Source organism: Comamonas composti DSM 21721, assembly GCF_000429845.1.
In the GTDB taxonomy this organism is placed as follows: domain Bacteria; phylum Pseudomonadota; class Gammaproteobacteria; order Burkholderiales; family Burkholderiaceae_C; genus Comamonas; species Comamonas composti.
Genome location: NZ_AUCQ01000044.1, coordinates 1 through 20,146 on the forward strand (window position 1 = coordinate 1; position 20,146 = coordinate 20,146).

Annotated in this window: 10 protein-coding genes and 1 rRNA gene; 3 read left to right on the forward strand and 8 right to left on the reverse strand. The window is 63.8% G+C overall.

What is annotated here, in order from left to right; all coding sequences use genetic code 11:
* From G486_RS0116505 to G486_RS0116545, 8 genes are all read right to left on the reverse strand, one after another.
* Nucleotides 1–126: ribosomal RNA gene (locus G486_RS0116505) — 16S ribosomal RNA — on the reverse strand; the annotation flags it as partial.
* A 501-nt stretch (nucleotides 127–627) separates the two neighbouring features.
* The gene (gene gshB / locus G486_RS0116510; RefSeq protein WP_027016532.1) at nucleotides 628–1,575 is read right to left on the reverse strand and encodes a glutathione synthase; all 948 of its coding nucleotides are present in this window, start codon (nucleotides 1,573–1,575) and stop codon (nucleotides 628–630) included.
* 69 nt (nucleotides 1,576–1,644) lie between these two features.
* Nucleotides 1,645–2,826: a benzoate/H(+) symporter BenE family transporter gene (locus G486_RS0116515; RefSeq protein WP_027016533.1), complete on the reverse strand. Its 1,182-nt coding sequence runs from the start codon at nucleotides 2,824–2,826 to the stop codon at nucleotides 1,645–1,647.
* 105 nt (nucleotides 2,827–2,931) lie between these two features.
* The gene (locus G486_RS0116525) at nucleotides 2,932–4,800 is read right to left on the reverse strand and encodes a potassium transporter Kup (protein WP_027016534.1); all 1,869 of its coding nucleotides are present in this window, start codon (nucleotides 4,798–4,800) and stop codon (nucleotides 2,932–2,934) included.
* Nucleotides 4,801–4,955: 155 nt separating this feature from the next.
* Nucleotides 4,956–6,251, reverse strand: coding sequence for a glutamate--cysteine ligase (gene gshA / locus G486_RS0116530; protein ID WP_027016535.1), 1,296 nt, complete (start codon nucleotides 6,249–6,251; stop codon nucleotides 4,956–4,958).
* A 79-nt stretch (nucleotides 6,252–6,330) separates the two neighbouring features.
* Nucleotides 6,331–7,797, reverse strand: a complete 1,467-nt coding sequence (locus tag G486_RS0116535; RefSeq protein WP_027016536.1) for a TrkH family potassium uptake protein — start codon at nucleotides 7,795–7,797, stop codon at nucleotides 6,331–6,333.
* A 10-nt stretch (nucleotides 7,798–7,807) separates the two neighbouring features.
* Nucleotides 7,808–9,259, reverse strand: a complete 1,452-nt coding sequence (trkA, locus tag G486_RS0116540; RefSeq protein WP_027016537.1) for a Trk system potassium transporter TrkA — start codon at nucleotides 9,257–9,259, stop codon at nucleotides 7,808–7,810.
* Between the two features lie 14 nt (nucleotides 9,260–9,273).
* Nucleotides 9,274–10,554, reverse strand: coding sequence for a glutamate-5-semialdehyde dehydrogenase (locus G486_RS0116545; RefSeq protein ID WP_027016538.1), 1,281 nt, complete (start codon nucleotides 10,552–10,554; stop codon nucleotides 9,274–9,276).
* 153 nt (nucleotides 10,555–10,707) lie between these two features.
* On the opposite strand from G486_RS0116545, the gene G486_RS0116550 reads away from it, so the two are divergent.
* The 3 genes from G486_RS0116550 (at nucleotide 10,708) to pbpC (ending at nucleotide 19,900) form a co-directional block, all read left to right on the forward strand.
* Entirely contained in the window at nucleotides 10,708–11,010 is a 303-nt protein-coding gene (locus G486_RS0116550) for a hypothetical protein (RefSeq protein ID WP_027016539.1), read from the forward strand.
* Between the two features lie 275 nt (nucleotides 11,011–11,285).
* On the forward strand, nucleotides 11,286–17,276 hold the full coding sequence (locus G486_RS0116555) for an alpha-2-macroglobulin family protein (protein WP_027016540.1): 5,991 nt from the start codon (nucleotides 11,286–11,288) through the stop codon (nucleotides 17,274–17,276).
* A gap of 233 nt (nucleotides 17,277–17,509) precedes the next feature.
* Entirely contained in the window at nucleotides 17,510–19,900 is a 2,391-nt protein-coding gene (pbpC, locus tag G486_RS0116560; RefSeq protein WP_211233802.1) for a penicillin-binding protein 1C, read from the forward strand.
* Nucleotides 19,901–20,146: the final 246 nt, after the last annotated feature.

Genomic DNA, 20,146 nt, shown 5'->3' on the forward strand with positions numbered 1-20,146 from the left:
CACGTTCCGATGTATTACTCACCCGTTCGCCACTCGTCAGCATCCGAAGACCTGTTACCGTTCGACTTGCATGTGTAAGGCATGCCGCCAGCGTTCAATCTGAGCCAGGATCAAACTCTATAGTTCGATCTTGAAATTTAAAGTCTTTCGACTTTGCTCAAAAATGGAATTGATGAAGATAACTTCAACAATTACTGTTCATGAGCGTTTGATAGTTCCGAAGAACTTGGCTGCTTGCCATCAAACGCCCACGCTTATCGGCTGTATATTTTTAAGGATCCGAGAGCAGAGGCCTAGCCCCTTTTCTCAAGCTCGCTGCAATCAGCGAAGTCTTGTATTGTAGCACGTTTTTTTGATGTTTCGCAATTCGTATTTTCGAGATTGCATCCACACCCAAAAGCACCGCTTGCATCAAGCAAGCCTTGCAGTGTATCACGGTTTTTAGCGATCTCACTGAAGTTTTTCCTCACCTCAACAGCGATCAGTGATTGCTGTGTTGCGAGGGGCCGAACTATAGCATGGATTTAGGCAAGCCCGCAGCAGTTTTCCCCAGACTCGGAAAAGTTTCCTCATACTGCAGGCGACTCGCCCGAGGCAGTTCACCCCGCCCTCACGGGCGGCTCAGACTCAAGCCGCCAAAGCCTGCTCCAAGGCATCCAGAAACAGTGCAGCAACATCGCAGCCGGTCTGGTCAAAGATTTCCTGGAAACAGGTGGGGCTGGTGACGTTGATTTCCGTAATGCATTGCCCGATCACATCGACACCTGCGAGCAGCAGGCCTCGCTCCATGAGCACGGGCCCTATGGCCTGGGCCATGGCCGTGTCATGCTCATTGAGTGGCTGGGCCACTCCCTTGCCACCAGCGGCGAGATTGCCGCGCACTTCGCTGCCCTGGGGAATGCGCGCAAGACAGAAAGGCACGGGCTTGCCGCCGATGATGAGCACGCGCTTGTCGCCTTCCGTAATCTCGGGCAGGAATTTCTGCACCATGACGCTGGTGGCACCACCCTGGTTCAGGGTTTCTATGATGCTACCCAGGTTTCGCGCATCAGGCCCCACGCGAAAGATGCCCATGCCACCCATGCCATCCAGGGGCTTGAGAATGATGTCCTGATGCTCTGCATGAAAGCTGCGGATATCGTCGGCGCTGCGCGTGACCAGGGTTGGCCCGATGAACTGCGGAAACTCCAAGATCGCCAGCTTCTCGGGGTGATCGCGCAGGGCACGCGGCTTGTTGAAGACCCGGGCGCCCTCACGCTCGGCCTGCTCCAGCAAATGCGTGGAATAGAAGTATTCGGAGTCAAAGGGCGGATCCTTGCGCATGATGATGGCGTCAAAGTCGGCCAGCTCCTGCAATCCCTCCCCCTGAATCTCAAACCATTGCGGGGCCTCGCCCGTCAGGCGTATGCGGCGCACCTGGGCCACAACCTTGCTACCACGCTGCCAGGAGATGTGCCTGGGCTCACAGGCCACGATTGAATGCCCGCGCCGCTGCGCCTCGCGCATCATCGCAAATGTGGTGTCCTTATAGGTCTGGAAAGACTCCAGAGGATCGGCAACAAAGAGAATTTGCATGGATTACCAACGAGAAGCCCTCTGCCGCACACGCGCCTGCAGAGGGTCGATGAAGAACAGCGCAGCAGCTCAGCCTGTGCGCAAACGTCCGTAGTGTTGCACCAATAGCGCAAGACTGCCTGCGACCACACCCCAAAAAGCCGAGCCCACACCGGCAATTACGACGCCGCTGAGCGTGACCAGAAAGGTGATCAGCGCGGCCTCGCGATACTGCTCCTGCTTGAATGCCACGGCCAGCCCATTACCAATCGACCCCAGCAAGGCCAGGCCTGCAATACACATCACCAACTCCTTGGGAAAGGCCGTCAGCAAGCCGGTCACCAGGGCGCCAAAAATGCCGATGACGATATAGAACACACCGCAGACAGCTGCGGCCGTATAGCGGCGCGACTTGTCCTCATGGGCTTGCGGCCCCATGCAAATCGCTGCCGTGATGGCACTGAGATTGAGGGCATAGCCCCCGAACGGCGCCAGCAGCAGCGTGGCAATGCCCGTCATGCTGATGACCCGCGAGACGGGGATGTCATAACCCGTGGCACGAATCACTGCCACGCCTGGCAGGTTCTGCGAAGCCATGGTGACGATGAACAGTGGCAAGGCCAGGCTGATGATGGCCGAGCTGCTGAACTCCGGCTTTGTGAACACTGGCCACGCAAGACCGGCCTGCACGGCAGACCACTGCATCTGACCGCTCAGGCCGGCCCAGGCAATCGATACCAGCAAGGTCGCGATAACTGCATAGCGTGGGACCAGGCGGCTGGCCAGCAGATATGTGACCAGCATGACCAGCACCAAGGGCAAGGCCGTCTGGGCGGCAGCAAAGGCCTGCATGCCGAAGTTGGCCAGCACGCCTGCCAGCAGGGCCGAAGCGATTTCCACGGGGATGCGATTCATGATGCGCTCAAACCAGCGCGTGGCACCGGCCACGGTGATGAGCAGCGCACTGACGATGAAAGCGCCCACAGCCTGCGCCATGGAAAAGCCTCCAGCCAGGCCTGCAGTCGCCAGTACGGCCGCCCCCGGAGTGGACCAGGCAACCATGACGGGCATGCGCAAAATCAGCGACGGCAGCAGCGAACACAGCCCCATGCCCAATCCCAGAGCCCATACCCAGGAGGTGATCTGCTCGGGCGTGGCTCCAAAGGCCTGGGCCGCCTGGAACACCAGGGCCACGGAGCTGGTAAAGCCGACGAGCACGGCAACAAAGCCTGCAGCAAAGGCGGATGGGCTCAGGTCACGAAAAAAGCGCATCGCGCGATTCTGTCACCAGCGAGCACTTTGCGCTGGCGCGCTGCCCTGCATTCACAAATTGATAGCTGCTTGCGCTTGCCAGCAAAGCGCTACAAGCCATTTTGGCTATAACTCTATCTTGGAACCCAGCTCGACCACGGAGTTGTTCGGCATCTGCAAGAAGTCGGAAACCCGGCTGGCATTGCGATGCATTTGCGCAAAAAGCTTTTCGCGCCATGGTGCCATGCGATGGCTGATTGAGGGAATGATGACATCGCGCGAGAGAAAGTAGCTGGTCTCCATCGGTTCGAACCGACACCCCTTGGTACGCAGCAGCGCCAGCGCCGCTGGCATGTCCGGCTCATCCTTGAACCCGTAATGAATCATGACCTGCCAGCAGTCCGAGCCCAGCGACTTGACCCACAGCCTTCTGGCCGGCTCTATCCAGGGCTGCTCATGGTTGCGCACAGTCACAAAGATGTTTTGCGCGTGCAGCACCTTGTTGTGCCGGAGGTTGTGCAGCAAGGCATTCGGCACCGTGCCCGGCTCTCCCGACAGAAAGATGGCCGTGCCCGGCACACGGGCCGGCGGATGACGCCACACGGAGGCGAGAAACTCCGGCAGGTCCATGGCCTCGGACTGCAGCCTCTCATGCAGCAGATTGCGCCCCTGCCTCCAGGTCATCATCAGCATGAAGACCGTACCGCCGATGAGCAGCGGAAACCAGCCGCCATCGAGCAGCTTGAGCAAGTTGGAGGAAAAAAAGGCCAGGTCCACACAGAAGAAGAAGCCGGTGGCGCCTATGCACAGGGCCAGAGGGTAGTTCCAGCGATAGCGGATCACAAAGAAGGTCAGCGTGGTCGTGATCAGCATGTCCAAAGTAACCGCAATCCCGTAGGCCGCAGCCAGGTTGTCGCTCGTACGAAACAGCAGCACGGCCAGGGCAATGGCCACAAACAGGCCCCAGTTGACCATGGGGATATAGATTTGCCCGGTTTCGCGCTCACTGGTGTGCCGCACTTCAAGCCTGGGCAAATAGCCCAGCTGTATCACCTGGCGCGTCACGCTGAATGCCCCTGTGATCAGCGCCTGGGAGGCAATCACCGCCGCCAGGGTGGCGAGCAGGACCAGGGGCAGCAAGGCCCAGGCCGGGGCCATCATGTAGAACGGATTCTTCACGGCTTCGGGATTCGCCAGCAGCAAGGCCCCCTGACCGAAGTAGTTGAGCGTGAGCGCGGGCATGGCAATGGAGAACCAGGCCAGGCGGATCGGCGTCCTGCCGAAGTGGCCAAGGTCCGCATACAAGGCCTCGGCCCCGGTCACACACAAAACCACGGCACCCAAAATGATGAAGCTGATGCCCGGGCTGTGCCAGATGAAGAGCAAGGCATGGTGGGGGCTCAGCGCAGCCAGGATTTCGGGGTGACCGACGATCTGGTTCACACCCAGGGCCCCAATGCAGAAGAACCAGACCAGAGTGACCGGCCCGAAAAATTTGCCCACACCGGCCGTGCCGCGCTTTTGCAGCCCGAACAGGCACAGCAGTATCAGCAGGGTCAGGGGAATCACGGCCCGTCTGAAGTGCGGCGAAACCACCTCCAAACCCTCGACAGCCGAGAGCACCGAGATGGCCGGGGTGATCACGCCGTCGCCGTAAAACAGCGAGGTGCCGAACAGGCCGACAAGCAACAGGCTTTTGCGCAGCTGCGGCTTGTCCTTGACCGCCTGGGATGCCAGGGCCAGCATGGCCACAAGCCCGCCTTCGCCGTTGTTGTCTGCACGCAGCACCAGCACCACGTACTTGAGCGAGACGATGACCGTCAATGTCCAGAACAGCACCGACAGCACGCCATAGACATTGGCTGGAGTGAACGGCACATGGCCCGAGCGAAAGACCTCCTTGACCGAGTACAGCACGCTGGTGCCGATGTCGCCGTACACAACGCCTATGGCGCCCAGAGTGAGTGCGGCCAACGAGGATCTGGTTTTTTGCACGGATTTTGCATCCGCCTGGTTCTCAGGCGGCGCGGAGCATCAAGGATGCGAGCATTTTGCGCTGCACGGCCCGTGCTTGCCCAGCGCTTGCTGGCACAAGGTGTGACATAGGTGCTTATGCCACACCCACACCTCTCAGAACGTGTTGACGCTACTCAGTCGTAGACCTCGGCATCGGGATTCGTTGCCTCAAGCTCGTAACTTGCAGCCAGCATGGCTACGCGAGCAACCACCCCATACATGTAGAAACGATTGGGCGCACTCGCACCCGGGCGGGCGCCGAGCTGCGGCAACTGGTTGCTGTGCTGAAACGCCAGAGGAACAAAGCCTGCACCCGGCGCGTTGAGGTTTTCATCCACATCGCGCTCGGGATGCATTCGGTAAAAGCCGCCGACCACATAGCGGTCCATGGTGTAGACCACGGGCTCGGCCACGGCATTGCTCATGCGCTCCTGGGTCAGCACGCCCTCCTGGATGATGACGTCGTGCACGGCCTGGCCGTCCTTGGTCGTGCCCATCTTGCTGCGGCTCTTGCGCGGCAGTGCGGCCAGCTCCTTGGCATCGCGCACCGTCATCACCCCCAGGCCATAGCTGCCGTGATCGGCCTTGACCACGGCGAAAGGCTTTTCCTTGATCCCATATTCCTTGTACTTGCGCCTGACCTTGGCCAGCAGCACGTCGACCTGGTCGGCCAGGGCCTCCATGCCCACGCCATCGGTGAAGTCCAGGCCCTCGCCGCGCTCGAACAAGGGGTTGATCAGCCAGGGATCTATGCCCAGCAGCTTGCCGAAACGCTTGGCCACCTCCTCATAGCTCTGGAAATGGCGGCTCTTGCGGCGCATGCTCCAGCCCGCATGCAGGGGCGGCAGCAGATATTGCTCGTAGAGCTCCTCGACGATGCCGGGTACGCCGACCGAAAGATCGTTGTTGAGCAGGATGGTGCAGGGATCGAAGCCCTTGAGCCCTATGCGGCGCTTGCTGCGGATCACGGGCTCCAGCGTCACCGTCTCGCCCTGGGGCAGGGTGACCGTGGTCGTCTTCTTCACATCGGGGCTGATCGAGCCTATGCGCACGTTCAGCCCGGCCATGGTGAAGATGCGCTTGAGCTGCACCACATTCGCCAGATAGTGGGTATTGCGCGTGTGGTTCTCGGGAATGATGAGCAGATTGCGCGCCTCGGGGCAGATCTTCTCTATCGATGCCATGGCCGCCTGCACGGCCAGAGGCAGCATTTCGTCGGTCAGGTTGTTCCAGCCGCCGGGGAAAAGATTCGTATCCACAGGGGCCAGCTTGAAACCGGCATTGCGGATGTCCACCGAGCAATAGAACGGCGGCGTGTGTTCCATCCACTCGAGCCGGAACCAACGCTCTATCGCCGGCATGGAGTCCAAAATGCGCTGCTCTAGCTCGTTGATCGGACCTGTCAAAGCCGTGATGAGATGCGGAACCATAAAAACCCTCGGGGAACAACGGTGGGGAGAAATTGTAAGGATTGAAGCATGAGCCTCGCGTTTACCCTAGTCAAGCATTTCACCTGCGCCAGAAGGCGGGTGACAGCAAGGCCATGAAGCTCAGAATCTCCAGCCGCCCCAGCAGCATGGCCAGTGTGCAAATCCAGGTCTGGAAGTCGGTCAGGGCCGCATAGTTGGAAGCCGGCCCGATCGCTCCCAGCCCCGGCCCCACACAGTGCACGCTGGCCAGCACGGCCGAGAACGCGGTCACGGTATCCAGGTCGGTGAGCAACAGCACCATGCTCAGCGTAATCACCGTGGCACCATAAACCAGCATATAGGCCAGCACCGAGAAAATCATGGGATTGCCGACCACGGTATCGCCCAGACGCACGGGCTGTACCGCACGGGGATGGGCCAGGCGCGTGAGCTCGCGCCGCGCCTGCTTGAGCAAGATCAGCATGCGCACCATCTTGATCCCTCCCCCTGTGGAGCCCGCACTCGTGGCCACGCCCGACAGCAGCAGCATGAGCACCGGAGCGAACACCGGCCAGGCCAGATAGTCGGTGGTCGCAAAGCCCGTGGTCGTGGCCACCGACACCACGTGAAAGACGCCGTAGCGCAGCGCCTGCAGCGGCCCGTACACGCCCTTGGCCCACAACAGCACGGCCACGAGCAGGCCGCCGCCCAGCAGCACGGCCAGCGTGGCGCGCATCTCGGGGTCGCGCCAGAAGCCGTCCCAGCGGCCCTTGCGCATGGCGATGAAGTACAGCGCGAAGTTGCAGCTGGCCAGCAGCATGAAGACCAGGGCAATGCTCTCCAGCAGCAAGGAGTCGAAGTAGGCAAAGCTCGCATCGTGCGAGGACAGGCCGCCCAGGCTCACCGTGGCGAACATGTGCATCAGCGCATCCAGCGGCCGCATGCCGCCGGCCCAGAAAGCCAGGCCGCAGGCCAGGGAGAACACCCCGTACACGGCCCACAGGCCCTTGGCCGTTTCCGTCATGCGCGGCGTGAGCTTGGTGTCCTTGACCGGGCCTGCCGCCTCGGCGCGAAACAGCTGTGCCCCGCCCACGCCCAGCAGCGGCAGGATGGCCACGGCCAGAATCAGGATCCCCATGCCCCCCAACCATTGCAGAAAAGTGCGCCAGACGTTGATGGACACCGGCAGCTCGTCCACACCGCTGAGTACCGTCGCGCCCGTGGTCGTGAGCCCGGAGACGGCTTCGAAATATGCATGCGTGAAGCTGATGCGCAGGCCTATGTGGTTCATGCCAAGCACCAGGGGCAAGGTGGCGCACAGCGGCAACACCACCCAGACCAGGGTCACGAGAATCACGCCGTGCCGGGTCTGCAGCTCGCGCTTGTAGTGGCGCAGCCCGAGCCACAGCCCCAGGCCGGCTGCCGCCGTGATCGCCATGGCCCAGGGGTAGATGCGCCAGATGCCGTCATCGGCAAACCAGGAGATGCCGAACGGCAGCAGCATCGCCAGGGCGAACAGGACCATGAGCATGCCCAGCACGCGCAAGACCGGGAACAAATCGCGCATGGTGCCGGGCCTAGAAGAAGGTTGCGCTCACGCGGAACAGGTTTTCCACATCGCGCACCAGTCGCTTGTGCGGAAGAAAGAACACCACATGGTCGCCACTCTCGATCACGGTGTGGCTGCGCGGGATGATGACCTCGGGCTCGACCTGCGTCTCGGCCGCGTTCTCGCCCTCGGGAATGCCGCGCACGATGAGGCCGATATGCGCGTCCTCGGGCACGCGCAGATCCTCGACCCGTCGTCCCACGACCCGCGAGCTCTTGCGGTCGCCGCGCGCCACGATCTCCAGCGCCTCGGCCACGCCCCGGCGCAGGCTGTGCACGGCCTGCACATCGCCGCGGCGCACAAAGGCCAGCAGCTCGCCCAGCATGGCCTGGGCCGGCGACAGCGCAATGTCGATCTGCGTGCCGTGCATCAGGTCCGCATAGGCGCGGCGGTTGATCAGGGCCAGCACGCGCCGCGCCCCCATGCGCTTGGCCAGCAGACTGGACATGATGTTGTTCTCGTCATCATTGGTCAGCGCCAGAAAGAGGTCGACCTCCTCGATGCTCTCCTCGGCCAGCAGGTCCTCGTCCGTGGCATCGCCGTGCAGCACCAGCACCTCGGAAGGCAGCGTGGAGGCCAGCTCCATGCAGCTGTCCTCATCCGACTCTATGAGCTTGACATGGAACTGGCCCGGCACCCGCGCCAGCTGCTTGGCCAGACGCTGGCTCACCTGGTCTCCACCCGCAACCATGATGCGGAACACGGGCCGCACGGGATGGCCCTCGGGGCAGTTGATGGCGCGCAGCACCTCGGGCAGCTGATCGCGCGCGGCCAGCACGAACACCTCGTCACCAGGCTCGATGCGGGTTGCTCCATCACAGCGCACAAAGCGGTCGGGCTCGTCGAGAAAGCGCCGATAGATGGCCACGATGCGCATCGGCAGGTCCGGCATGCCGCTGCGCAGCTCGCCGATCTGCCGCCCCACGGCGGATGCGCCCGCGCGCGCCCTGGCCGAGGCCAGGGCCGCACGCCCGCCCGCGAAGGCGCGCACCTGCATGGCCGAAGGAAACTCTATGAGCTTCAGGATGTAGTTGGTCAGCGACTCCTCGGGACAGATGATGCGGTCCACCCCGAAGCCCTCACGGCCCAGCACCGGGTCATCCACCTTGAAGCCCGAGGAGCGCACGCGCGCAATGCGCGTGGGGATCTCGAACATCACCTGGGCCAGCTTGCAGCACACGAGATTGGTCTCGTCCAGCGTTGCGCAGGCAATCAGCAAGTCCGTATCCTTGGCCCCGGCCTCGGCCAGCACGCGCGGATCGGTACCGCTGCCGACCACGCCGCGCAGGTCAAAGCGCTGCTGCAGCTCGCGCAGCCGTCGCTCGTCGGTGTCGATGACGGTGATGTCGTTGCGCTCGGAGACCAGGCTTTCAGCCGCGCTGTGCCCCACGCGGCCTGCGCCGAGAATGATGATCTTCATGCTCTGCGCGGGATTTAGGCCCGGACCTCGCCCTCGCCCAGAACCACGTACTTGAGCGATGTCAGACCTTCTATGCCCACGGGTCCGCGCGCATGGAACTTGTCGGTGCTGATGCCGATCTCCGCACCCAGACCGTACTCGAAGCCATCGGCAAAGCGCGTGCTCGCATTGACCATGCAGCTGGCCGAATCGACCTCGCGCAAAAAGCGCTGCGCATGCATGTGGTCACGCGTGAGGATCGCGTCCGTGTGATGGCTGGAGTACTGGTTGATGTGCGCAATCGCCTGGTCCAGACCGTCCACGACCTTGATGCTGATGATGGGCGCCAGGTATTCCTCGCCCCAGTCCTGCTCGGTGGCCGCAGCCAGCTTGGCACCGGCCACGGCCTGCAGAATCGCCAGCGACTCGGGGCAGCCGCGCATCTCCACGCCCTTGCCCGCGTAGATGGCACCTATCCGGGGCAGAAACTCTGCTGCCACGCCGCGCGCCACGAGCAGGCTTTCGCTGGCATTGCAGGGGCTGTACTTGTTGGTCTTGGCGTTGTCGGCCACCTTGACGGCCATGGCGAGGTCGCAGGGATCGTCGACATAGGTGTGGCAATTGCCGTCCAGGTGCTTGATCACGGGCACCTTGGCCTCGCGGCTGATGCGCTCTATCAAGCCCTTGCCGCCGCGCGGAATGATCACATCCACATACTCGGGCATGGCGATGAGCCGGCCCACGGCCTCGCGGTCCGTGGTCTGCACCAGTTGCACGCCATGCTCGGGCAGGCCGGCCTCAGCCAGGGCCAGGGCCACGAGGCGGGCCAGGGCCTTGTTGGAATCGATGGCCTCCGAGCCGCCGCGCAGAATGCAGGCATTGCCGCTCTTGATGGACAGGCTGGCCGCCTCGATGGTCACATTGGGGCGGCTCTCGTAAATCATGCCGAACACGCCGATAGGCACGCGCATCTGGCCCACGCGTATGCCGCTGGGCTGCTGCTTCATGCCGATGATCTCGCCAATCACATCCGCCATGGCCGCAAGCTGCTCGCAGCCCTGGGCACAGGTCTCGAGCACCTTGGGCGTGAGGCGCAGCCGGTCCACCATGGGGTCGGACAGGCCATTGGCCTGGGCCCGCTCCAGATCGCGGGCGTTATCGACCTGCAGCGCCTCCACGTTTTCGCGCAGCAGCCGTGCCAGCGCCAGCAAAGCCCTGTTTTTGACGGCAGCAGAGGCACGGGCCATCTGCGCGGAAGCAATTTTTGCGTGCAAGCCCAGGTTCTGGGTGTATTCGACAATGTTGAGCGCATTCATTCCGTGATTTTCGCCGAGTTGTGAATATTTGCGCGCAAACGCCGTCCCAAGCTCAGCCCTTGCCCGGAAAAACCCCGCACATGCGAGCCAAAAACCAACAGCCGCCGGGCCTACACTGAGCCACGCCTCAACCACGATTCAGGAGACATCAGCATGACTTCCAGCCCGGACCGCCTTCTCGCCGCCCAGCAACTGGCCCAATTGCGCTCGGGCCTGGAGCAGCTTTCCCGGCAGCAGCTTGCGGCCTCGGCACTGAGCGAGCAGGCACGCGCCAGCCAGGCCCTGCTCACCGCCCTGCCCGCACGCTACGGCCAGGTACTGCTCAACCTGCTGGACCGGCTCGAAGCCGGCGCCTTGTTCACCGAGGAAAGCTGCTCCTTCAGCCAAAGCGATCTGCTCGCCCACTTGCAGGAATGGGCCGACAAGGCAGAGCAGCAATTGCAGTCCGCCGAATAAGCACTATCAATTCAGTATCTGCTACCGCTTTGCAGGCGTCATCTCCGAAGGTTTTCAATCTGAAAATCTTATGTAGCAAGCGCTATCCGCTATTGTTTTTGATAACCTGCACCACTCCAGCCTTGGATCCGCCAAGATTTCACACCGGCTTCACACAGCCCATGTCCGCTTCACCGGCCTGCACCACACTCAGGCCCTGAACCGGACGCAGGGCCGCTCAAGACAGCGCCCCCTGTCCCGCATACCGCGCACCACAACTCCCGGGAACCACTCTCATGCTTGGCCTTGCCAATCAAAAACTGGCTGCGGCCAGTACCGTGCTGCTGCAACTGCTGGCGCGATGCTGGGCTCCGCTGCACCGCCTGCTGCGGCTGTTGGTGGGCTCCTGGCAGCCCCCGGCATGGATGGCATGGGTCGGCCGCCAGTTGGTACGCCTGCTGGCCTGGCTGCAGCAGCGCCTGGCCTGGGTACTGATTGCCGCCCTGGTAGTGACACTGGGCTGGTGGGCCAGCCCCTCCGTGCTGAAGTGGTGGCATGGACTCACGCCCGAGCAGGTGCCGCCCCAACAGGTCAGCGCCACGATGGAGGCACCCAACCGCACCCGCATAGAGTCCGACGCCCTGTTCAACCCCGCACGCCTGCGCTTTTCAGCCGAGGCGGCCCCCATAGAACAAATCGGCCAGGCGGCCCTGGATATCCGCATGGAACCCGCCTTGGCCGGCCAATGGACCTGGACCCAGGCCGATCTCTTGGAGTTCAAACCCGAGCAGGACTGGCCCGTGGGCCAGAAATACCTGGTGCGCCTGGGCAAGAAGACCTTGGCCCCGCATGTGGAGATCGCCCAGGACCAGTACGAATTCAGCGCCCCGGCCTTTGTCGTCAACCTGGAGGGCGCCGAGTTCTACCAGGACCCCACCCAGGCCGATGTGCGCCGCGCCCTGTTCACGCTGCGCTTTTCCCATCCGGTGAACACGGCAGAGTTTGAAAAGCGCATCTCTATGCGCTATGGCGACTGCAATGCACAGCCTCACAACACCCAGGTGGCTTGCAAGCATCTGCAGTACACCGTGCGCTATGACCAGTGGAAGCAGCAAGTCACGGTGCAATCCGAGCCGCTGGAGATTCCCAGGCAAACCAGCCAGGTGGAATTCAGGCTCGCGGAAGGCAGCGTGGCGGAACGCGGCGGGCCGGCCCTGGAGCGCAAGCTGGTGCACCAATTGGCGATTCCCGGGCTGTACAGCCTGTCCATCGCCAGTGCCGAGCCCAGCATCGTCAGCAACGAAAACGGCGAGCCCGAACATGTGCTGCACATCACAGCCTCCATGGCTGTGCCCGAACGCGAGATCACCCGCGTGCTCGGCGCCTGGATGCTGCCCGCCAAGCAAAAGCCCGGTAGCGACGCCGCCGACTTTGACTGGGCCGCCTCGCCAGAGGCGGTGAGCGATGAAGTGCTGACCCGCGCACGCAAGCTGGCGCCGGTGCTGATTCCCAGCGAGCTGGAGCACAGCGCGCTGCACAGCTTTCGCCTGCCCCAGGCCGAAGGCGGGCGCTATCTGCTGGTGCGCGTGGCCAAGGGCATGAAGACCCCGGGCGGCTACCAGATGGGCGAGCCCTACCAGCGCATCGTCAAACTCAAGCCCTTTCCCCCCGAACTGAGCATCGTGGGCCAGGGCGCGCTGCTGGCGCTGTCGGGCGAGAAAAAGCTGCCCATCCTGGTGCGCGACCTGCCGGGCGTGCAGCTGGAAATTGGCCGCCTGCTGCCGGCCCAGCTGCAGCATCTGATCTCGCAAAGCGAGGGCAGTTTCGAGAATCCACGCTTTTACAACGGCATAGAGGCCGATGACTTGGTGGACCGGTTCGAGAAAAAAATCCCGCTGAACCTGCGCCCGGGCAAACCCCATTACGAGACCGTGGATTTCGGCAGCTATCTGCATGCCGACGCCGGCAACCGCCGTGGCGTCTTCTTGCTCAAGCTGCGCGGCTACGACCCTTCCAAAGCCAAGAAAAAGCCCGAGCCGGATGCCCAGCAGTCAGAAGCCGAGGCCGAAGAAGAACAAGACGAAAGCGATGCGCTAGAGCGCTATGGCGAGCAGCGCCTGGTCCTGGTTACCGACCTGGGCCTGGTGATGAAGAAGTCGCTGTCGGGCACGCGCGATGTGTTTGTGCAAAGCATTGCCACGGGCCAGCCTGTGGCGGGCGCCCAGGTCGAGATCTGGGGCCGCAACGGCCAGGCCATTGCCACGCAGACCACCGATGCCGCAGGCCACGCCAAGCTGCCCAGCCTGGCCGGCTTTCAGCGCGAGAAGGCGCCGATTGCCCTGGTGGTGCGCAAGGGCGGAGACCTGAGCTTTCTGCCGCTGAACCGCTACGACCGCACGCTGGATGTCTCCCGCTTCGACGTGGGCGGCCTGCGCTCTGCCGGTATTCCCAACCAGATGACGGCCTATGTGTTCAGCGATCGCGGCATGTACCGCCCCGGCGAGACCATGCACATCGCCATGATGGTCAAGGCCGGCAACTGGTCCACCTCGCTCAGCGACCTGCCCATGGAGGTGGAGATCACCGACGCCCGTGGCATGAGCGTGCGCCGCGAAAAACTGCGCCTGGGCCCCAGCGGCGCAGCCGAGATCGAACACAGCACCGAGGACACGGCCCCCACGGGCAATTACACGGTGAGCCTGTATCTGCCGCGCCCCACCAGCGCGGGCTCGCCCGATGCCCAGGGCCTGCTGCTGGGCAGCACCACGGTCAAGGTACAGGAGTTCCTGCCCGACCGCAGCAAGATCAAGCTGACGCTCAACCAGCAAAGCACCGAGGGCTGGGTACGCCCCCAGGATCTCAAGGCCCTGGTCGATGTGCAGAACCTGTTCGGCACGCCCGCACCCCAGCGCAAGGTGCAAGCCACGATGACGCTGACGCCGGCCTTCCCCTCCTTCAGCGCCCATGCGGACTATGGCTTTTACCTACCCCAGCATGACGGCGAGCGCCAGGAAGACGAGCTGGGCGAACAAGAAACCGGCGACGACGGCAAAACCGAGTTCGACCTGCGCCTGTCCCGCTTTGCCCCCGCCACCTACCAGGTGCAGGTGCTGGCCAAGGCTTTCGAGCCCGAGGGCGGGCGCAGCGTCTCGGCCGAGGTGCGCACCCTGGTCAGCGACCAACCCTATCTGGTGGGCGTCAAGCTCGACGGCGATGCGCGCTACATTAGCAAGAGCGCGGTGCGCAATGCCCAGCTGATTGCCATCAACCCACAGGCGCAGAAAATGGCCCTGCCCGCACTCAAACTGCAGCGCGTGGAGCGCAAGGTGCTGTCGGTGCTGGTCAAGCAGGGCAACGGCCTGTACCGCTACGAGTCACGCCGCAAGGATGTGCTGCTGGATGAAAAGCCCTGGGCCATAGCGGCCGCAGGCAGCCCGCTGCAGCTGGACACGGCCACGCCCGGCAACTTTGCCTATGTGCTGCGCAATGCCCAGGACCAGGTGCTCAGCCGCATCGAATACAGCGTGGCCGGCAGCGCCAACATCACGCGCTCGCTAGACCGCAATGCCGAGCTGGAACTCACCCTGGACAAAAAAGACTACGTCCCCGGCCAGGAAATCTCGGTCAGCATCCGCGCACCCTATGTGGGTGCGGGCCTGATCACCATCGAACGCGACAAGGTCTATGCCCACAGCTGGTTCAAGACCGACAAGACCGCCTCGGTGCAGAAAATCACCCTGCCCAAGGACTTTGAAGGCACGGGCTATGTCAGCGTGCATTTTGTGCGCGATCCGTCCTCGGATGAGATCTATATGAGCCCGCTGTCCCATGGCGTCATGCCTTTTGCCACCACGCTGGACCAGCGCCGCGCCAAGATCACGCTGACCAGCAGCGAGCTCATCAAACCCGGCCAGCCCATGAAGATGCAGCTCACCAGCGACAAGCCCACGCGCGCCGTGGTGTTTGCCGTGGACGAAGGCATTTTGCAGGTGGCGCGTTACAAGACGCCCGACCCGCTCAAACACTTCTTCCAAAAGCGCGCGCTGGAGGTCGAGACCCAGCAGACGCTGGACATGATCCTGCCCGAGTTCAAAAAACTCATGCAGGCCGCAGCCCCCGGTGGCGACGGTGAAGGCGCTTTAGGCAAGCACCTTAACCCCTTCAAGCGCAAGCGCGACAAGCCCGTGGCCTATTGGTCCGGCCTGGTCGATGTGAATGGCAGCCGCGAATTCAGCTACACCGTGCCCGAGCGCTTCAACGGCAGCCTGCGCGTCATGGCCGTGGCCATCAGCGACAGCCAGGCCGCGGCCCTGAGCACCCAGACCACGGTGCGCGGCGACATGGTGCTGCTGCCCAGCGCCCCGCTGGCCATGGCACCCGGTGATGTGGTGGAAGTGGGTGTGGGCCTGGCCAACAATATTCGCGGCTCGGGCAAGAAGGCCCCCATCAAGCTCAGCCTCAGCGCCTCGGGCGGGCTGGAGGTGGTGGGCGAGGCCACGCAAACCCTGTCCGTCAACGAAGGCGGCGAGGGCCGAGCCCGCTTCAAGGTGCGCGCCAAGCCCGGCGCCCAGGCCCAGCTGGGATCCGCCCCGCTGGTGTTCAGCGCCAGCCACCAGGGCTATAGCACGCGCCTGAGCGAAGAGGTCAGCGTGCGCCCTGCCTCGCCCTATGTCAGCCTGGTGCAGGCCGGCAGCTTTCAGCGCGCGGGCGAACTCCAAAGCCAGGCCGAGCTCTACCCCAACTTCCGACGCAGCGACCTGGCCGTATCGGCCGCGCCCTGGGCCTTTGCCACGGGGCTGATGCAATACCTGGAGGCCTATCCCCACGGCTGCACCGAGCAAATCACCAGCCAGACCTTCCCGGCCGTGCTGCTGTCCACCCGGCCCGAGCTGCTCAAGGAAATGCAACGCGGCCGCACGGCCGAGCAAGGCCCGCTGCCCACGACACGCAAGACGCTGGACCGCTATCTGGTGCAGCTGCGCACACGCCAAAGCAGCGAGGGCGGCTTTGCGGCCTGGCCCGGCGGCAGCCATGCCGACCCCTTTGCCACGCTGTATGCCGTGCAACTGCTGGTAGAGGCCAAACAGCACAAGCTGGCCGTGCCCCAGGACCTGCTGGACCAGGCCAACAGCTATCTGCACCAGTGGGTGGGTAGTGGCGGCACCACTCCAGACGCCTGGCGCCAGCGTGCCCAGGCCGTGTACCTGCTGGCCCGCCAGGGCATGGTACTGCCCTCGGCCCTGGCCAATCTGCGCCAGAGCTGGAGCAACCAGCCCGCCCTGACCGATGACCTGGGCGCGGCCTATCTGGCCGCCACCTATTTGCTGGTCAAGCAGGACAAGGCCGCCAAGGAATTGCTGGACCCGGTCTGGGCCGATCTGCTCAAGCGCGTGAACAGCAAGCAGCGCCGCACACTGTGGGGCAGCTATTACGACCCGCTGGTGCACGACAGCATGCTGCTGCACCTGGTGGCACGCCATTTCCCCGAACGCCTCAAGACGCTCCAGCCCAGCGTCTGGGAAGGCCTGGCCGGCATGGTGCGCGACGGCTGGTACAACAGCCTGTCCTCGGCCACCATGCTGCTGGCCGTGGACGCCTATTTCGACGCCGTGGCCGTGAATGCGGCAGGCAAGCTCGACGTGCAGGCCTTGAACGCCAAGAACCAGGCCACCGCCCTGGCCCTGGGCGGCATCAACCCCTTGGCGCGCACCGCCGTGCCCGAGGGCAGCCACAAGCTCAAGCTGTCCAACCACAGCGACTTCACCCTCTACTACAGCTGGACCGAGCAGGGCTTTGAACGCAATGTGCCCGACAAGGCCTTGCACAAGGGCATGGAAATCTTCCACGACATCCTGGACGCCAAGGGCCAGCCCGTCACCCAGGTCAAGCTGGGCGATGAGGTCACGGTGCGCGTGCGGGTGCGCAGCCTGGACAAGGCGCTGATCCCTAACGTGGCCCTGGTGGACATGCTGCCCGGCGGCCTGGAGCCGGTGCTGCAAAGCGCCAGCGATGCCAGCAACGACGAGGAAGCCGAGGAGCAGGAGAGCGAGCCCTTGTGGAAAAAGCGCCTGGCCTCCAAGGGTTCATGGAATCTGGAATACGCCGACATCCGCGAGGACTGCATCGTGCTCTATGGCGATGTGGGCAAGGACGTAGCCGAGATCACCTACAAGGCCCGCGCCGCCACCGTGGGCGACTATGTGGTGCCCCCGGCCTATGGCGAAGCCATGTATGGCCGGCGTGTGTTTTCGCGGGCCATGGGGGGGCGGTTGAAGGTGGTGGAATAAAGCGTGAAACACCCCCCTGAGTCGCTTCGCGCCTTCCCCCCGCTCTCGCACCGCTACGCGATGCGGGCAGGGGGACGCTGCCAGCGCCGCGGGGCGGCCCTTGCGCGGCAGCCCTGGCATGGGCTGCGCCAGTTTCAAGCGCTGGGCCCTGGTATGGTTCCCTCGCCCCTCCGAGGTGAGGGGCTGGCGCAATGCCGCCAATGCCGCCAATGCTGCGCTTGACGATGCCCGCCATGCACTTGCGTCTCCCACATCACAAGCTGGCCCGGCTGGGCCTGGCCTTGCTGCTACTCCTGGCCCTGCTCACGACCTTGCTAGCGGGCCTGCGCCTGTGGCCGCATGCGCCGCTGCGCGAGGGCATCAGCGGCTCGCGCGCCGTGTATGCGCGGGGGGGCGAGCTGCTTCGGCTGACGCTGGCGCCGGACCAGCAATACCGGCTCTGGGTGCCGCTGGATCAGATCTCGCCCACGCTGGTGGAAGCCGTGCTGCTGTATGAGGACCGGCGCTTTTTCTGGCACCTTGGCATCAGCCCCACGGCCTTGCTGCGCAGCGCCTGGCATATGGCCAGCGGCGGGCGGCGCCAGGGCGGCTCCACCCTCACCATGCAGCTGGCCCGGCGCGTTTATGGCATAGATAGCCGCAGCTATGGCGGCAAGCTGCAGCAGCTGGCCGCCGCGCTGTGGCTGGAAGCCCGCCACAGCAAGCGCGATATTTTGGAGGCCTACCTCAACACCGCGCCCTATGGCGGCAACATCGAGGGCGTGCAGGCCGCCAGCCTGATTTATTTCCGCAAGCCCGCCGCCGATGTGAATCTGCCCGAGGCCCTGAGCCTGGCGGTGATTCCGCAAAACCCGGCCAAGCGCATTGCCGAACGCGGCAGCCAACAAGGTGGCAATAAAGGGGGCGATAAGGGGGGAAATACGGAGCTGCAGGCCGCACGCCAGCGGCTGCTGGCACTGTGGCAGCAGCGGGCGCCCGAAGCACTTTTACACGCGGCCGATGCCCAGCTGGTGCTGCCCGCCCGGGCCCGCTCCGCCCTGCCCTTTCTGGCCCCCCACGCCACCGATATGCTGCTGGCGCGCGAGCATGGCCAGCAGATCCACAGCACGCTGGACCTGCGCATGCAAACCACGCTGGAGCGCATCATGGACCAGTACCTGCGCACCCAGGCCGACAAGGGCCTGCACAATGCCAGCGCCCTGCTACTGGATGCCTCCACCATGGAGGTGCGCGCCCTGATTGGCTCGGCTGACTGGTACAACGTGGAGATTGCGGGCCAGGTCAACGGCACCCAGGCCAAGCGCTCACCGGGCTCCACGCTCAAGCCCTTTGTCTATGCCCTGGCGCTGGACCAGGGCCTGCTGCATGCCAAGACCATGCTCAAGGACGCGCCCACGCATTTCGGCCCCTATGCCCCCGAGAACTTCGACCTGCGCTTTGCCGGCCCGGTCTCGGCCCAGGACGCGTTGATACGCAGCCGCAATATTCCCGCCGTGGCCGTGGCTGCGCGGCTGGGCCAGCCCGGGCTGCATGACTTTCTGCGCCTGGCCGGCGTGCAAAAGCTCAAAAGCCAGGCCCATTACGGTCTGGCCCTGGTGCTGGGCGGCGGCGAGGTCACACCCGAGGAGCTGGCCGGGCTGTACGCCACATTGGCCAACGGCGGCATGCGCCAGCCCCTGCGCTATGTGCAGCAGAGGGAGCAGGCGCCGCCCTCGCCGCTGGCCCAGCCCTTGCAACTGCTCAGCCCTGAGGCCGCCTTCATCACCCTGGACATGCTGCGCCATGCGCCCCGCCCCGACACCGGCCTGCCAGCAAGGCCGGCGATTGCCTGGAAGACCGGCACCTCCTGGGGCTTTCGCGATGCCTGGACGGCCGGCGTTTTTGGCCGCCATGTACTGGTGGTCTGGATGGGCAATTTCGACGGCAGCAGCAACCAGGCCCTGGTGGGCGTGGACGCAGCGGCACCGCTGTTTTTGCGCATGGTCGATGCCCTGCGTGCCCAGCGCCTGGACCCGGGCGCCATGCCCCGCCCCCAGCCGGCCGACCTGCGCGAGATCGAAGTCTGTGCGGCCACCGGCGAGCTGCCCGATGCCCTGTGCCCCGTGCGCACCAAGACCTGGTTTATCGCCGGCAAATCCCCCATTACCACCAATGCGCTACACCGCAGCGTTTGGGTGCATGCGGAAACCGGCGAGCTGCTGTGCGGCCCCGGCCCCCATGCGCGCCAGCAGGTGGTGGAGCAGTGGGGCAGCGATATGCAACGCCTGTTCCGCCAAAGCGGCCTGCCGCGCACCAGCCTGCAAGCGCCCGACTGCAGCGCGGATACAGCGGACGATCAGGCTGCGGACGATGCAGGCCCGCGCATCACCTCACCGCTGCGCGGTGTGCGCCACACGCTGCGCAGCCGTCAGCCCCAGCCCCTGGTGCTGCGCGCCGAAGCCGGGGCCGGCACGCACAGCATTTACTGGTTTGCTGGCGACGCACTGATAGGCCGCACCGCCCCCGGTGAAGGCCTGGCCTGGCTGCCGCCCATGGCCGAATCCGGCCAGCGCCATGTGCTGCGCGCCGTGGATGAAACAGGGCGGGCAGCGGTGCGCGAGATCGTGGTGGACATTGCACCTTGAGCAAGCCAAGGTTAAATCCGAGGTTCCACGGCTTGCCCCGAGCTTTCCATCCTGCCCCGAAACAGCCCGCATGCTCGGCAAAGCTGCTTTGAATGACCTGAAGCTGTGGCGCTCCAAGCCATCCAAGTTCTGAGCACATTGATTGAAGGTCTGCAAAACTTGACAAAGCCAACAGTACTTATCGAGAGCATTCCCTTGTAACTTCAACGACTCCGGTTTGTAACCAGGTTCAACTCCTTTCAAGGA

Bases quoted from the DNA above. Each gene is read 5' to 3' on its own strand.
- G486_RS0116555 (WP_027016540.1), top strand. From the start codon at position 11,286: ATGCTTGGCCTTGCCAATCAAAAACTGGCTGCGGCCAGTACCGTGCTG.
- G486_RS0116545 (WP_027016538.1), bottom strand. From the start codon at position 10,554: ATGAATGCGCTCAACATTGTCGAATACACCCAGAACCTGGGCTTGCAC.
- G486_RS0116515 (WP_027016533.1), bottom strand. From the start codon at position 2,826: ATGCGCTTTTTTCGTGACCTGAGCCCATCCGCCTTTGCTGCAGGCTTT.
- gshB (WP_027016532.1), bottom strand. From the start codon at position 1,575: ATGCAAATTCTCTTTGTTGCCGATCCTCTGGAGTCTTTCCAGACCTAT.
- G486_RS0116550 (WP_027016539.1), top strand. From the start codon at position 10,708: ATGACTTCCAGCCCGGACCGCCTTCTCGCCGCCCAGCAACTGGCCCAA.
- trkA (WP_027016537.1), bottom strand. From the start codon at position 9,259: ATGAAGATCATCATTCTCGGCGCAGGCCGCGTGGGGCACAGCGCGGCT.
- pbpC (WP_211233802.1), top strand. From the start codon at position 17,510: ATGCACTTGCGTCTCCCACATCACAAGCTGGCCCGGCTGGGCCTGGCC.
- gshA (WP_027016535.1), bottom strand. From the start codon at position 6,251: ATGGTTCCGCATCTCATCACGGCTTTGACAGGTCCGATCAACGAGCTA.
- G486_RS0116535 (WP_027016536.1), bottom strand. From the start codon at position 7,797: ATGCGCGATTTGTTCCCGGTCTTGCGCGTGCTGGGCATGCTCATGGTC.